The 14,505-nt window shown below is 70.0% G+C and carries 15 protein-coding genes; 7 read left to right on the forward strand and 8 right to left on the reverse strand.

Annotation, left to right across the window (positions count from 1 at the left end; translation table 11 throughout):
- Positions 1-111 precede the first annotated feature (111 nt).
- Positions 112-762, reverse strand: coding sequence for an HAD family hydrolase (locus OG429_RS19500; protein WP_328926576.1), 651 nt, complete (start codon positions 760-762; stop codon positions 112-114).
- Between the two features lie 140 nt (positions 763-902).
- On the opposite strand from OG429_RS19500, the gene OG429_RS19505 reads away from it, so the two are divergent.
- From OG429_RS19505 to OG429_RS19515, 3 genes are read left to right on the forward strand one after another with little or no spacing between them, the layout of a single operon-like run.
- Positions 903-1,796, forward strand: a complete 894-nt coding sequence (locus tag OG429_RS19505; RefSeq protein WP_328926577.1) for a GNAT family N-acetyltransferase — start codon at positions 903-905, stop codon at positions 1,794-1,796.
- Between the two features lie 18 nt (positions 1,797-1,814).
- Entirely contained in the window at positions 1,815-2,276 is a 462-nt protein-coding gene (locus OG429_RS19510) for a GNAT family N-acetyltransferase (RefSeq protein ID WP_328926578.1), read from the forward strand.
- A gap of 57 nt (positions 2,277-2,333) precedes the next feature.
- Positions 2,334-3,509, forward strand: coding sequence for a winged helix DNA-binding domain-containing protein (locus OG429_RS19515; protein ID WP_328926579.1), 1,176 nt, complete (start codon positions 2,334-2,336; stop codon positions 3,507-3,509).
- Positions 3,510-3,518: 9 nt separating this feature from the next.
- Here OG429_RS19515 and OG429_RS19520 read toward each other — a convergent pair whose 3' ends face one another.
- Both OG429_RS19520 and dnaB read right to left on the reverse strand, forming a co-directional pair.
- Positions 3,519-4,904 carry a serine hydrolase domain-containing protein gene (locus tag OG429_RS19520; RefSeq protein ID WP_328926580.1) on the reverse strand — a complete coding sequence of 462 codons (1,386 nt, stop codon included), beginning with the start codon at positions 4,902-4,904 and terminating at the stop codon, positions 3,519-3,521.
- A gap of 9 nt (positions 4,905-4,913) precedes the next feature.
- Positions 4,914-6,383: a replicative DNA helicase gene (gene dnaB / locus OG429_RS19525; RefSeq protein WP_328930346.1), complete on the reverse strand. Its 1,470-nt coding sequence runs from the start codon at positions 6,381-6,383 to the stop codon at positions 4,914-4,916.
- Positions 6,384-6,835: 452 nt separating this feature from the next.
- Between dnaB and OG429_RS19530 the strand changes: the two genes are divergently transcribed.
- Entirely contained in the window at positions 6,836-8,173 is a 1,338-nt protein-coding gene (locus OG429_RS19530) for an MATE family efflux transporter (protein ID WP_328926581.1), read from the forward strand.
- Between the two features lie 103 nt (positions 8,174-8,276).
- On the opposite strand, the gene rplI is transcribed toward OG429_RS19530, so the two are convergent.
- From rplI to rpsF, 4 genes are all read right to left on the reverse strand, one after another.
- Positions 8,277-8,723, reverse strand: coding sequence for a 50S ribosomal protein L9 (gene rplI, locus OG429_RS19535; protein ID WP_030008386.1), 447 nt, complete (start codon positions 8,721-8,723; stop codon positions 8,277-8,279).
- 18 nt (positions 8,724-8,741) lie between these two features.
- Positions 8,742-8,978: a 30S ribosomal protein S18 gene (rpsR, locus tag OG429_RS19540; RefSeq protein ID WP_003956534.1), complete on the reverse strand. Its 237-nt coding sequence runs from the start codon at positions 8,976-8,978 to the stop codon at positions 8,742-8,744.
- Between the two features lie 43 nt (positions 8,979-9,021).
- Positions 9,022-9,615 carry a single-stranded DNA-binding protein gene (locus OG429_RS19545; protein ID WP_328926582.1) on the reverse strand — a complete coding sequence of 198 codons (594 nt, stop codon included), beginning with the start codon at positions 9,613-9,615 and terminating at the stop codon, positions 9,022-9,024.
- Between the two features lie 72 nt (positions 9,616-9,687).
- A complete protein-coding gene (rpsF, locus tag OG429_RS19550) occupies positions 9,688-9,978 on the reverse strand; it encodes a 30S ribosomal protein S6 (RefSeq protein WP_004950685.1) in 291 nt (96 codons plus the stop codon).
- A gap of 251 nt (positions 9,979-10,229) precedes the next feature.
- Between rpsF and OG429_RS19555 the strand changes: the two genes are divergently transcribed.
- The 3 genes from OG429_RS19555 (at position 10,230) to OG429_RS19565 (ending at position 12,919) form a co-directional block, all read left to right on the forward strand.
- Positions 10,230-10,556, forward strand: a complete 327-nt coding sequence (locus tag OG429_RS19555) for a hypothetical protein (protein ID WP_328926583.1) — start codon at positions 10,230-10,232, stop codon at positions 10,554-10,556.
- Between the two features lie 140 nt (positions 10,557-10,696).
- Positions 10,697-11,815 (forward strand): lipid II:glycine glycyltransferase FemX, encoded by a 1,119-nt coding sequence (locus tag OG429_RS19560; protein WP_328926584.1) that lies wholly within the window; start codon positions 10,697-10,699, stop codon positions 11,813-11,815.
- A 72-nt stretch (positions 11,816-11,887) separates the two neighbouring features.
- Positions 11,888-12,919 carry an alanine racemase gene (locus OG429_RS19565; protein ID WP_328926585.1) on the forward strand — a complete coding sequence of 344 codons (1,032 nt, stop codon included), beginning with the start codon at positions 11,888-11,890 and terminating at the stop codon, positions 12,917-12,919.
- Between the two features lie 34 nt (positions 12,920-12,953).
- Here the strand turns inward: OG429_RS19565 and OG429_RS19570 are convergent, their stop codons facing one another.
- Positions 12,954-14,414, reverse strand: a complete 1,461-nt coding sequence (locus tag OG429_RS19570; protein WP_328926586.1) for a glycosyltransferase family 87 protein — start codon at positions 14,412-14,414, stop codon at positions 12,954-12,956.
- Positions 14,415-14,505 lie beyond the last annotated feature (91 nt).

Here is a 14,505-nt window from a genome sequence, read left to right on the forward strand (position 1 = left end):
CTGCACACGCCACGGCCTGTGATTCCGTGGTTCCGGGCTCCACAGCGTGCCAGCCGACTCGGAGGCCTGCGGGGAAACGCGGAAAATCTGCGCTTCGAACCCACTTTCCTCCTAAGATGCCTCAACTCCCGGGCGTGGCACCCCGACAAGCTGGTATGCCTCCCGAAGGTCCCGCCCCTGGTAGACGTGTGTCGCGCGCTCCGCCAGATAGGGCCTCGCGTTGACCGCCACCGAGACCGGCACCGCCTCGAAGAGCACCGCGTCGGTCATCGAGTCCCCGTACGCGACGCAGTCGCCCCGGCTCAGCCCGAACCGCTCGCACAGCCGGTCCGCGACCGTGACCTTGCCCTCGGGCGTGAGGATCCCGGACACCTCCATGGGCCCGGTGAACGGCACCGCCGGGAAGACCGATCCGTGTGCGGCGTGCGCGCCCCACTCCATCAGCAGTTCCACGAAGAAGGACGGCGACAAGGAGATCACCGCGCAGTAGTCCCCACGCTCGCGGATCTCCCGCCACACGTCCTTGATGCCCGCCAGCCAAGGGGAACCGTCGAACGCCGCCCGGACATGCGCGGGCGTCAACTCGGCCCACAGCGCATGCACCGCCACCGAGAACTCCTGCGGCCCGATCTCCCGTGCGCCGAAGGACCGCTCCAACTCTGCGATCTCGGTACTCAGTCCGAGCTGCCGGGAGATCTCGACCGGGGCCGCCGAGCCGAACATCAGCGTCCCGTCGAGGTCGAAGAGGTGCAGGGTGGTCATAGCCGTCGAGGCTAGCTCTCCCCCGCCCGCCGCGGGGAGACCGAAGCCGATGTTTCACGTGAAACATCGGCTTGTTTCACGTGAAACATCGACGCGCAAATCCCCTGGACGGCTCCTGATCGATGATCCAGTCTGGGCCGGTGACACCACCACACCTCAACAATCTGCCGATCCGCGCGCTGACCATGGACGATCTCCGCCTCTGCGCCGACCTGTCCGAAGACCGAGGCTGGCTCCGCGAGGACCACAAATGGGGCCTCCTCCTCGCCGCCGGAAGCGGCTACGGCGTCGATGCGCCGGACGGAGTAGGACTCGCCGCCGCCTGTGTCGTCACCCGGTACGGAGGAACCCACGCCGAACCGGAGCTCGCCGCCATCGGGATGGTCCTCATCGCCGACCGCTACTCCCGCCAGGGCCTGGGACGCCGCCTGATGACGTACGTCTGCGACGACGTACTCAAGGGCATCCCCCTCACCCTGCACGCCACCCCGTACGGCCGCCCCCTCTACGAGGAGCTCGGCTTCGAGACCACGGGCCGCGCCGAGATGCTCCGCGGGGACTTCCAGGCAGCGGGCACCCCTGGCACCTACGGCACCTCCCGAGTACGGCCGGCCCGCGCCGAGGACCTCCCGCGCATCCTGCGGCTGGACGCCGAGGTCTTCGGCAGCGACCGCACCCACATGATCACCCGGCTGCCGGCCTTCGCCGACCAGCTCATCGTCGCCGAAGACCGCAGCGGCAACGGCACCCTCACGGGCTACGCCGCGGCCTGGCCCAACATGGACACCCACGTCATCGGGCCGCTGATCGCCCGCGACACCGCCACCGCCCAGTCCCTCGTCACCGCACTCGCCCAGGGCACCGACCGGCCGCTGCGCACCGACGTCGATGTACGCCACGAGGAACTCCTCGCCTGGCTCAAGGACCGCGGCCTCGGCTCCGTGGCCTTCAACGACGTCATGACCCGCGACATCCCCGGCCTGCCCGGTGACTGGACCCGCCGCTGGGCACCGCTCACCGTGGCCGCAGGCTGAGACAAGGAGCACCCCGACGTGACCGACGCTCCCGAACTCACCATTCGTCCCGCCACCGAGGCCGATCTGCCCGCCATCGTCGCCATGCTCGCCGACGACCCCCTCGGCGCCACCCGCGAATCCCCGGACGACCTCACCCCGTACCGCGCGGCCCTGAAGCGCCTCACCGACGACCCGAACCAGCACCTGGTCGTCGCCGTCCGCGCGGACCGGATCGTGGGCACGCTCCAGCTGACGATCGTCCCGGGCCTCTCCCGCAAGGGATCCACCCGCTCCATCATCGAGGGCGTCCGCGTCCACGCCGACGAGCGCGGCAGCGGCCTGGGCACCCGCTTCGTCAAATGGGCCATCGACAAGTCCCGCGCCGAGAACTGCGACCTCGTGCAGCTGACCTCGGACGTGAGCCGTACCGACGCCCACCGCTTCTACGAGCGGCTCGGCTTCGCAGCCTCCCACGTCGGGTTCAAATTGCGGCTCTGACCGGCCCGATCGGCAGGCCGGGCCCCTGTGTCGGCGGCCCGGCCTACGATCGGGAGGATGAGCCCCAGCCTCCCCCTCATCAGCACCGCCGAGCGCCGCCACCGCCTCGGCCGGCGCCACCGCCTGGCTCCCTCGACCCGCGCCACCACGGTTCCCGAGGCCGCGGACGCCGTCGTCGCCCTGCACGCGACCGACGCCGCGACCATCTTCCTGTCCGCCCGCGCGCGGCTCACCGAAGGCGGACCCGGCGCGATCGAGCGGGCGCTCTACGAGGACGTGAGCCTGGTCCGGCTGCTGAGCATGCGCAACACGCTCTTCGCGGTCTCCACCGACCTCGCCCCGTACGTCGATTCCTCCACCGCCCGGGGCATCGCGGTCAAGGAGCGCCGCACCCTGGTCAAGCACCTCGAAGAGGACGGGCAGGGCCTCGACGCCGACTGGCTGGCCCGGGCGGAGGCCGCCGCGCTCGACGCCCTCGACAGCCGCGGGCCCTCCACCGGCAGCCAGCTGTCCGCCGCCGTCCCCGCCCTGCGGCAGAAGATCACCGTGTTCCGGGGCAAGAAGCACGAGACGCAGACCGGTGTGGCCAGCCGCGTCATCCGGCTGCTGGCCGCCGACGGCCGGATCCGCCGCGACCGCCCGCGCGGATCATGGACGTCCAGCCAGTACCGCTGGGTCCACACCGCCCCCTGGCCCGCCGTACCCGCAGCCGAGGCCCGCGCCGAGATCGCCCGCCGTTGGCTCCACGCATACGGTCCGGCAACCGAGGCCGACCTTAAGTGGTGGACGGGCTGGACCCTCACCGATGTCCGCAAGGCCCTCGCCGTCGTCGGCCCCGACCAGGTACGCCTCGACGACGGGACCACCGCCCTCGTCAGCCCCGGCGACACCGCGCCCGAACCGGCCCCGGAGCCCTGGGCCGCCCTGCTGCCCGGCCTCGACCCCACCGGCATGGGCTGGGCCGACCGCGCCTTCCACCTCGACCCCGCCCACAAGCCCGCCCTCTTCGACTACGCCGGCAACATCGGCCCCACCGTGTGGTGGAACGGCGAGATCGTCGGCGGCTGGGCCCAGCGCCCCGACGGAGAAATCGTCTGGCGGATGCTGGGCAGCCCCGGCGGCGCCGCCGAGAAGGCGATCGCGGCCGAGGCCGCCCGTCTCGGCGCATGGGTGGGCGACGCCCGCATCACCCCGCGCTTCCGCACCCCGCTGGAACGCGAACTCGTCGCATGAGCGGAGGCTTCAGCCGATGCCCCGCCAGCCCTGCGGGTCCACCCCGCCGGGCACCGGGGCCCCGGCCTCGTAGGGCTCCCGCGTGAACACGAAGGACGCCAGATCGAGGTGGCTCACCGAGCCGTCCTCGCGGCGCACCGCCCGCAGCGTCTCCCCCGCGTAGTAGCCGTTCACGCCCGTCCAACTGCCGTCCGGCTCCGCCCGGAAGCGGGCCGACCGCCCCATCGCGCCGACCGGTCCCAGCTCCAGCGACCCGTCCGCCTTCAGTCGCACCACCTGCACGGAAGTCCCCCAGTACCAGGGGCCGCACAGCTCCAGCGGCACCTGGTCGGACTCCGCGAAGGGCCGCCACGGCTTCGGGATCCGCGGCTCGGCCTCCGCGACGATGCCCACGAGGTCCGCTGCCAGCGCCGCGGCCGCGAGCCCCGAGGTGCAGTTCGCCAGCGCCACCGCCGCCACGTCGTCCGCCTCGCTCAGCCACAGCCCCGCGACGAACCCGGGCAGCGATCCGCTGTGCCCCGCCAACCGGTACGCGCCATGGGCCACCAGTTGCATCCCCAGCCCGTAGCCGAGATCGGCGGAACCGGGCTCCGGGGGCGCGGCCGGCGTACGCATCTCCCGTACCGACTCCACGTTCAGCACCCGCTCGTCGCCCCGGAGCAGGAAGTCCGCGAACCGCGCCAAGTCCCTTGTCGTGGACCACAGCTGACCCGCCGGAGCCATCAGCCCGAGGTCCTCCAAGGGCTCGGGCATCATCACGTCGGCCCACGGATGCACCGCCCAGCCGCCCGCGTTCGGCGCCTGCGGCAGCACACTCGTCCGGTCAAGCCCGAGCGGCTCCAGGACCTCGGCCCGCAGCACCTCTTCCCACGGCTTCCCGCGCAGCGCCTCGACGAGCGAACCCAGGAGCGTGTAACCCGGGTTGGAGTAGTGGTGCCGGGTCCCCGGCGTGTGCTTGAACGGCTCTTCACCCAGCACGTCGGCGAGCTCGGGCCGCAGTTCACCGGGCGTACGCTCCCACCACGGGCCGGGCGTCTCCGCCGCCAGTCCACCGGTGTGGGACAGCAGTTGGGCGATGGTCACCTCACCGGCGCCGGCGCCCGGCAGGTGCTTCTCCAGCGGATCCGCGAGCGCCAGCAGCCCCTCGTCGCGCAGCCGCATCACCAGTACGGCGGTGAAGGTCTTGGTGATCGACCCGATCCGGTACTGGACGTTCCCGTCCGGGCCGTGGCCCTCCACCGAGGTCCGGGAGCCCTCCCAGACCACCTGCCCGCCGCGAGCGACCGCCGCCACCACGGAGGGCGCCCGTCCTTCGCTCTGCGCGACGGCGATCCGGTGCCTCAGCGCACGCCGGGTGGAAGGGAGAAGTTCCAGGTCCTCAGAGAGCTCATCCATGATCGGATGCTACGTGTTGGCCATGTCCACGAACCGCGAATAATGGCCCTGGAAGGCCACGGTGATCGTCGCCGTCGGGCCGTTACGGTGCTTTGCCACGATCAGGTCCGCCTCGCCCGCGCGGGGGGACTCCTTCTCGTACGCGTCCTCACGGTGCAGCAGGATCACCATGTCCGCGTCCTGCTCGATCGAACCCGACTCACGCAGGTCGGAGACCATCGGCTTCTTGTCGGTGCGCTGCTCGGGACCACGGTTCAGCTGGGAGAGCGCGATCACCGGGACCTCCAGCTCCTTCGCCAGCAGCTTGAGGTTTCGGGACATGTCCGAAACCTCCTGCTGCCGGCTCTCGGGACGGCGCGAGCCACCCGACTGCATCAGCTGGAGGTAGTCGATGACCACGAGGGAGAGGTCGTTGCGCTGCTTGAGCCGACGGCACTTGGCCCGGATCTCCATCATCGACAGGTTGGGGGAGTCGTCGATGTACAGCGGCGCGGCGGACACGTCCGGCATCCGGCGGGCCAGCCGGGTCCAGTCGTCGTCCGTCATCGTGCCGGAGCGCATGTGGTGCAGCGCCACCCGGGCCTCCGCCGAGAGCAGGCGCATCGCGATCTCGTTGCGCCCCATTTCGAGGGAGAAGATCACGCTGGGCAGGTTGCTCTTGATGGAGCAGGCACGGGCGAAGTCCAGCGCGAGCGTGGACTTGCCCATCGCGGGACGGGCGGCGATGACGATCATCTGGCCCGGGTGCAGGCCGTTGGTCAGCGAGTCGAGGTCCGTGAAGCCGGTCGGCACGCCCGACATCTGGCCGCTGCGCGATCCGATCGCCTCGATCTCGTCGAGCGCGCCCTCCATGATGTCACCCAGCGGCAGGTAGTCCTCGGAGGTCCGCTGCTCGGTGACTGCGTAGATCTCGGCCTGGGCGCTGTTGACGATCTCGTCGACGTCGCCGTCGGCCGCATAGCCCATCTGTGTGATCTTGGTGCCAGCCGCGACCAGCCGCCGCAGGACGGCCCTCTCGTGGACGATCTCCGCGTAGTACTCGGCGTTCGCGGCCGTCGGGACGGACTGCACCAGCGTGTGCAGGTACGAGGCCCCGCCGACCTTGCTGATCTCCCCGCGCCGGGTCAGCTCGGCGCCGACGGTGATCGGGTCGGCCGGCTCGCCCTTGGCGTACAGGTCGAGGATGGCCTGGTAGATCGTCTCGTGCGAGGGCCGGTAGAAGTCGTGGCCCTTGAGGACCTCCACGACATCGGCGATCGCGTCCTTGGACAGCAGCATGCCGCCGAGCACCGACTGCTCGGCGTCGAGGTCCTGCGGGGGGACGCGCTCGAAGCCGCCGGCACCACCGCCGCCGTCCCAGGAGCCGCCCTCGCGGCCCCGGTCGTGCTGTTCGTCCCCGCGGCCACGGCCTTCGCTGTTGCGGCGGGTACGGGCGGGCAGACGGTCGCTCGGACCACTGTCGGCCCAAGGGTCGTCCATGGGCTCGGGCATACTCACCGGGCCGCCTCCTCCCGTCCGCAACGCGGACCTCGCCGTGCCATTCTTTCTACGACACGGCTCTGACATATGGGGCACCCGAATCGGCTGTCGTCGAGTCGGGCAACGCACCACGGTAGGGCCGCGAGCGGCGTCAGCCAATCTTGTTATCCACAGGGTGTGTGGATGAGATGTGGACGACGGCGCCAATGCTGTGGGTAAGTCCCCGGAAGCTGTGCACGGACCGGGGGACGAGGCTGTGGACAAAATCACCTGACCCACCCCGACACCCCACCTGACCTGCAATTTCCTTCTCCACGGACCGTGGGTCGGAAAATTCTTGGCCACTGTCTCAAGATCGCCTCCAACGGGTTGCGGAGAACGCGCAAGTCAGCGGCCCGGTAAGGATCCAAAGGGCCTTGCATCTATTACCTGTGGAAGATTAGATTGAGCACATGACACAGGCCCCCGTCGCACCGAAGGCTGCTCCGAGACGGCACGACCGAGAGATCTTCGCGCTCGCCGTCCCCGCCTTCGGCGCCCTCGTCGCCGAACCGCTCTTCGTGATGGCCGACAGCGCCATCGTCGGGCATCTCGGGACACCCCAGCTGGCCGGCCTCGGCATCGCCGCCGCTCTGCTCACCACCGCCGTGAGCGTCTTCGTCTTCCTCGCCTACGCCACCACCGCGGCCGTCGCCCGCCGGGTCGGAGCGGGCGACCTGCAGGCGGCGATCCGGCAGGGCATGGACGGCATCTGGCTCGCCCTCCTGATCGGCGCGGTCGTCATCGCCGTGGTCCTGCCCGCGGCCCCCGGGCTGATCTCTCTGTTCGGGGCGTCCGACACCGTCGCCCCGTACGCGATCACATATCTGCGGATCTCCGCGCTCGGCATCCCGGCCATGCTCATGGTCCTGGCCGCCACCGGCGTCGTCCGGGGCCTCCAGGACACCCGTACGCCGCTCTACGTGGCCGTCGGCGGCTTCGCCCTCAACGCTGCCCTGAACGTCCTCCTGGTCTACGGTGCGGGACTCGGGATCGCCGGCTCCGCCTGGGGCACGGTCATCGCCCAGTGCGCCATGGCCGCCGCCTACCTCGTCGTCGTCGTACGCGGCGCCCGGCGGCACAGCGCCTCCCTGCGCCCCGACATCGCGGGAATCCGGGCCTGCGCACAGGCCGGCGCGCCCCTGCTCGTCCGCACGCTGTCCCTGCGCGCCATCCTGATGATCGCGACCGCCGTGGCCGCCCGGCTCGGCGACGCCGACATCGCGGCCCACCAGATCCTGCTCGCGCTGTGGAGCCTGCTCGCCTTCGCCCTGGACGCCATCGCGATCGCAGGCCAGGCGATCATCGGCCGCTACCTGGGCGCGAGCGACACCGAGGGCGCCAAGGCCGTCTGCCGACGGATGGTGCAGTGGGGTATCGCGGCGGGCATCGTGCTCGGCCTGCTGGTCGTCCTGGCCCGCCCCGTGTTCATTGCGCTGTTCACCAGCGATCCGGCGGTCGAGGACGCCCTGCTGCCCGCACTCCTGGTCGTAGCCCTCTCCCAGCCCGTCTCCGGCATCGTCTTCGTTCTCGACGGGGTCCTGATGGGTGCGGGCGACGGCCCCTACCTGGCCTGGGCGATGCTGCTGACACTGGCCGTGTTCACCCCGGCGGCGCTCCTCGTGCCGGCCCTGGGGGGCGGCCTGACGGCGCTGTGGTGGGCCATGACGCTGATGATGCTGGTCCGGATGGTCACCCTCCAGCTCCGGGCCCGCTCGGGCCGGTGGCTGGTCGCAGGAGCCACCCGCTAGCCGACGGCCGCCAGCCGCCGGCGATGTTTCACGTGAAACATCGCCGCCCCGCCAACGACGAAGGGCCGCACCCCGGTGGGGTGCGGCCCTTCATGCGCAGCCCTTAGGCGGCGACGACCTCGATGCCCACGTTCGCGGCCACGTCGGCGTGCAGACGCACGGAGACCTGGTACGAACCGAGGGTCTTGATCGGGGAGCCCAGCTCGACGCGGCGCTTGTCGACCTTCGGGCCGCCCGAGGACTCGATCGCCGTGGCGATGTCGGCCGGGGTCACGGAACCGAAGAGACGACCGGCGTCACCCGCGCGGGTGGCCAGACGGACCTTCACACCCTCGAGCTTGGCCTTGACCTCGTTGGCCTGCTCGATGGTCGCGATCTCGTGGATCTTGCGGGCGCGGCGGATCTGCGCCACGTCCTTCTCGCCACCCTTGGTCCAGCGGATCGCGAAACCACGCGGGACCAGGTAGTTGCGAGCGTAACCGTCCTTGACGTCGACGACATCGCCGGCGGCACCGAGGCCAGAAACCTCGTGGGTCAGGATGATCTTCATTAGTCGGTCACCCTTTCCTTATCGCGCGGTGGACGTGTAGGGCAGCAGCGCCATCTCACGGCTGTTCTTGACGGCCGTGGCGACGTCACGCTGGTGCTGCGTGCAGTTGCCGGTAACGCGGCGGGCACGGATCTTGCCGCGGTCGGAAATGAACTTCCGCAGCATGTTCGTGTCCTTGTAGTCCACGTACACGGTCTTGTCCTTGCAGAACGCGCAGACCTTCTTCTTAGGCTTGCGCACAGGCGGCTTCGCCATTGTGTCTCTCCTGTGAAATCAAGAAGTGGGGATGCGAGCTGCCCTAGAAGGGCGGCTCGTCCGAGTAGCCACCGCCGGAGCCGCCGGAGCTTCCGCCCCAACCGCCCCCGCCGCCGCCCTGCTGCTGGCCACCGGCCGGCGCGCTGGACGCCCACGGGTCGTCGGAGGGAGCTCCGCCGCCCTGCGGCTGCTGGCCACCGGGGGCTCCGCCCCAGTTGCCACCGCCGCCGCCCTGCTGCTGACCGCCGCCGAACCCACCCTGACCACCGCGACCGGTGGTCTTGGCGACCTTGGCCGTGGCGTTCTTCAGGCTGGGGCCGACTTCCTCGACGTCCAGCTCGTAGACCGTGCGCTTGACACCCTCACGGTCCTCGTACGACCGCTGCCTCAGCCGGCCCTGCACGATGACGCGCATGCCCCGCTGAAGGGACTCGGCGACGTTCTCGGCCGCCTGCCGCCACACCGAGCAGGTCAGGAACAGGCTCTCGCCGTCCTTCCACTCATTGGTCTGACGGTCGAAGGTGCGGGGGGTGGACGCGACACGGAACTTCGCGACCGCCGCACCCGAGGGGGTGAAGCGCAGCTCGGGGTCGTCGACGAGATTGCCGACGACCGTGATGACGGTCTCGCCTGCCATGGATGAACCTCTCGGCGGGGATTGCTGCTGGGCTGCTGTGCTACTCGGTCCCGATTACCGCTGAACCGAAGTTCAGTGGGTCTCGGGGCGAAGGACCTTGGTCCGGAGAACCGACTCGTTCAGGTTCATCTGTCGGTCAAGCTCCTTGACGACCGCAGGCTCGGCCTGAAGGTCGATGACCGAGTAGATGCCCTCGGGCTTCTTCTTGATCTCGTAAGCGAGACGACGACGGCCCCAGGTGTCGACCTTCTCGACCTTTCCGTTGCCCTCACGGACGACGGAGAGGAAGTTCTCGATCAGCGGCGAGACAGCGCGCTCCTCGAGATCGGGGTCGAGGATGACCATCACTTCGTAGTGACGCATGTGGAACCCACCTCCTTTGGACTCAGCGGCCACGGTCGTTCCGTGGCAGGAGGGTCGTGATGCGTGCGCACGGCATCCGCAGAGCAGACACCGCGCAGACCGTACAGACTACCTGCTCGACTCCTTCCGGTTGAAATCCGGCAGGGGGAGGCCACAATCTGTATCCATCGGGTGTGCTCGGTGCTATGCCTTCGGCCCCCGCCGGAGACAGCCCGCAGCACCGCTCTGCTTCAGCCAGGAGGTGCCTTCCGATGGCACAGGCAATGCGGCCCCAGTCCTCGCCCCAGTCCCCGCCCCCGTCGATCTCCCTCTTGTCCACCGACGGCAAGCCCCACCCGCTGCAGGACACCCTGATGGCGGCCACCTTGATCCTCGGAGCCGTGGCGTTCGTCACGGCGTTCTTCCACAACCTGCACCTGCTCACCACGTGGGCCGGACTGATCGGGATCCTGACCGGCGCGTACGGACAGTTCGTCTCCGTCACGACACGCGAGCGCTTCGCGCTGATCATCGGCCTTGGCGCGTCTGCCATCGGCTTCTTCCTCGGCATGTTCCACGGCGGCCTTTTCGGCGGCTGACCGGGCTGACCGGGGTACCTCCGCGACGGGGCACCGGCCGCAGCGCGGCCCGGGCCCCGGCCCGTCCCCCAGATGGGTGGCGCCCCTGTCGCAGTAGGCTTCGCGCCATAGCCAGCGAAGTCGCCGGAGGAGCACCCCGCATGAGCCTGTCCCTGAGGACCATCAGCCGAGAGCAGCATCTGGCCTACCTCCAGAGCCTGCCGTCGGCTAGCCACTGCCAGGTCCCGGCATGGGCCGACGTCAAGAACGAATGGCGTTCGGAGAACCTCGGCTGGTTCGACAAGTCCGGCGAACTCGTCGGTGCCGCACTGGTGCTGTACCGGCAGCTGCCCAAGGTGAAGCGATACCTCGCGTACCTGCCAGAGGGCCCGGTCATCAACTGGTACGCCCCGAACCTGGAGGAGTGGCTCCAGCCGATGCTGGCGCACCTGAAGAACCAGGGCGCCTTCACCGTGAAGATGGGCCCGCCCGTCGTCATCCGCCGCTGGAACTCCACCGCCATCAAGGCCGGCATCCAGGACCCGGAAGTCAAGCGCCTGCGCGACGTGGAGGCCTCGCACATCGAGCCCCGCGCCTTCGAGGTCTCCGACAAGCTGCGCCGCATGGGCTGGCAGCAGGCCGAGGACGGCGGCGCCGGATTCGGCGACGTCCAGCCCCGCTACGTCTTCCAGGTGCCGCTGGCCAACCGCTCGCTGGACGATGTCCTCAAGGGCTTCAACCAGCTGTGGCGCCGCAACATCAAGAAGGCCGAGAAGGCCGGCGTCGAGGTCGTCCAGGGCGGCTACGAGGACCTGCCGACCTGGCAGCACCTGTACGAGATCACGGCCGAGCGCGACAAGTTCCGCCCGCGCCCGCTCAGCTACTTCCAGCGCCAGTGGACGGCCCTCAACTCCGAGGACCCCAACCGGATGCGGCTGTACATCGCCAAGCACGAGGGGGAGCCGCTGGCAGCCGCCACGATGCTCACCGTCGGCCAGCACGTCTGGTACTCGTACGGCGCCTCCGCCAACCACAAGCGCGAGGTACGTCCCTCGAACGCGATGCAGTGGCGGATGCTGCGCGACTCCTACGCGCTCGGTGCCAGCGTCTACGACCTGCGCGGTATCTCTGACACGCTGGACGAGAACGACCACCTGTTCGGCCTGATCCAGTTCAAGGTCGGCACGGGCGGCGAAGCCGTCGAGTACGTCGGCGAGTGGGACTTCCCGCTCAACAAGGTGCTGCACAAGGCGCTCGACATGTATATGTCGCGTCGCTGACCCCACCCCTCACCCCCACCCACCCACGCACCGCTGCATCCCGCAGCCATTCAGGAGAGGTTCCGGACGGGCATGGCGCTCACGCTCTACGTCGACACCGCGCGCTGGCGTGCGCACCAGAAGCAGATCCAGGACCAGTTCCCCGGGATGATCCCGGTCTGCAAGGGCAACGGCTACGGCTTCGGCCACGAGCGGCTGTGCGAGGAGGCGACCCGGCTGGGCGCCGACGTCCTGGCCGTCGGGACCACGTACGAGGCCGCCAGCATCAAGGACTTCTTCGGCGGCGACCTGCTCGTCCTGACCCCGTTCCGGCGGGGCGAGGAGCCGGTGCCGCTGCCCGACCGGGTCATCCGATCGGTGTCCTCGCTGGACGGGGTCCGCGGCCTGGTCGGTGCCCGCGTGGTCATCGAGTGCATGAGCTCGATGCGCCGCCACGGCATCTCCGAGCAGGACCTGGGACAGCTGCACGCGGCGATCGAGGACGTCCGGCTGGAGGGCTTCGCCCTGCACCTGCCGCTGGACCGCCCCGACGGCTCGGACGCCGTCGAGGAGGTCATCGGCTGGATGGACCGGCTGCGCGCGGCCCGGCTGCCGCTGCACACCATGTTCGTCAGCCACCTGCGGGCCGAGGAGCTGGCGCGGCTTCAGCAGCAGTTCCCGCAGACCCGCTTCCGCGCCCGCATCGGCACGCGCCTGTGGCTGGGCGACCACGACGCGACCGAGTACCGCGGCGCGGTCCTCGACGTCACGCGCGTGGCCAAGGGCGACCGCTTCGGCTACCGCCAGCAGAAGGCCGCGTCCGACGGCTGGCTGGTCGTCGTGGCCGGCGGAACCTCGCACGGCGTGGGCCTGGAGGCCCCCAAGGCCCTCCACGGCGTGATGCCGCGTGCCAAGGGCGTCGCCCGGGCGGGCCTGGCCACGGTCAACCGGAACCTGTCGCCGTTCGTGTGGGCGGGCAAGCAGCGCTGGTTCGCGGAGCCGCCGCACATGCAGGTGTCGATCCTGTTCGTGCCGTCGGACGCGACCGAGCCGAAGGTCGGCGACGAGCTCGTGGCGCACCTGCGCCACACCACCACGCAGTTCGACCGGGTGCTCGACGCCTGACAGCCGTGTGCCGGTCCAGGGCCGGCACACGGGGTCAGTCCTCGGGGTGCGTGCCCCAGTCGACCCGCTGTCCGTCCGAGGGCGTCGCGTACCGCGGCGCCCTCGCCGCGTCCGACAGCACGAACACGTCCCGGGCACCGTCCAGGACCCCGCCGGAGGGGTCGTCCGAGCCGTCCCGGCGCACGACGTCCCGTTCGGGCATCAGGATGTCGCGGACGATGACCGCGCACAGGTAGAGGGTGCCCAGCAGGTGGGCAGTGATCGCCAGCTGGTAGCCCTCCACGGGCAGGCCCTGGTGCTTGTCGCCGCTGCTCGTGTAGGCCAGGTAGAACCAGATCCCGAGGAAGTAGACGACCTCGGTGGCCTGCCAGATCAGGAAGTCCCGCCAGCGCGGCCGGGCCAGCGCCGCGAGCGGGATGAGCCACAGCACGTACTGCGGCGAGTAGACCTTGTTGCACAGGATGAAGGCGGCGACGACCAGGAAGGCCAGCTGCGCGAACCGGGGGCGCCGGGGCGCGGTCAGGGTCAGCAGGCCGATGGCCCCGCACAGCAGGAGCGTCAGCCCCGTGGCGTACGTGTTGGCGTCCTCCAGCGGGTTGCCCGAGCGCTGGGAGATCAGCAGCCACACGGAGCCGAAGTCGATGGGGCGCTCTTGGCTGAAGGTGTAGAACTTCGTCCAGCCGTCCCAGGCGAAGAGCATGACGGGCAGGTTCACCAGGAGCCACGCCCCGGCCGCGCCGAGGGCGGCGGCGCCGAAGGCCCGCCACTTCCCGGCCCGCCAGCAGAGCACGAACAGCACCCCGAGCAGCAGCACGGGATAGAGCTTCGCGGCGGTGGCCAGGCCGATGAAGACGCCGAAGAGCACCGTGCGGCCCCTGGACCACATGAGCATCCCGGCGGCGGTCAGGGCGATGGCCAGCAGGTCCCAGTTGATCGTCGCGGTGAGCGCGAAGGCCGGTGCGAGGGCGAAGAGCAGGGCGTCCCAGGGCCGGCGGCGGTGGGTCCGTGCGACGCACACCGCGATGACGGCCGCGCAGGCCATCAGCATGCCCGCGTTGACCATCCAGTACATCTGCTCGCGGTGCTGCATGGAGCCGCTGCCCGGGGTCAGCCAGGAGGCGATCTCCATGAACAGCCCGGTGAGGACGGGGTACTCCAGGTACTCCATGTCGCCGGGGAGCCGGTCGAAGTAGGGCGTCAGGTTGTCGGCGAAGCCGCGTACCGCGTAGAGGTGCGGGATGTCCGAGTAGCAGGCGTGGGTGTACTGCGAGCCGGCCCCGCGGAACCACGCCCAGTCGTAGCAGGGCAGCTTCTGCACCATGCCCAGCGCGAACATGCCGATGGCGATCAGGGCCACCACGCGCACCGGTCCCAGCCAGTGCCCTCCCAGCCGGGCGTAGCGGCCGAGCGGGCCGCCGATGAACTCACTGCCCGCCGCGGCGACCTCGTCCTGCTGCGTGGGCAGTACGGGGTGGTCCTCGTGCACCTTGGTCATGGGCTCATCCTGCCGTACCGGGCCGGACATGGGGGAAGGCCGTCGCACCCTGTGCGACGGCCTTCCCTTACTCGATCACTCGGGCACTCGG

This window comes from Streptomyces sp. NBC_00190, assembly GCF_036203305.1.
Taxonomy (GTDB): domain Bacteria; phylum Actinomycetota; class Actinomycetes; order Streptomycetales; family Streptomycetaceae; genus Streptomyces.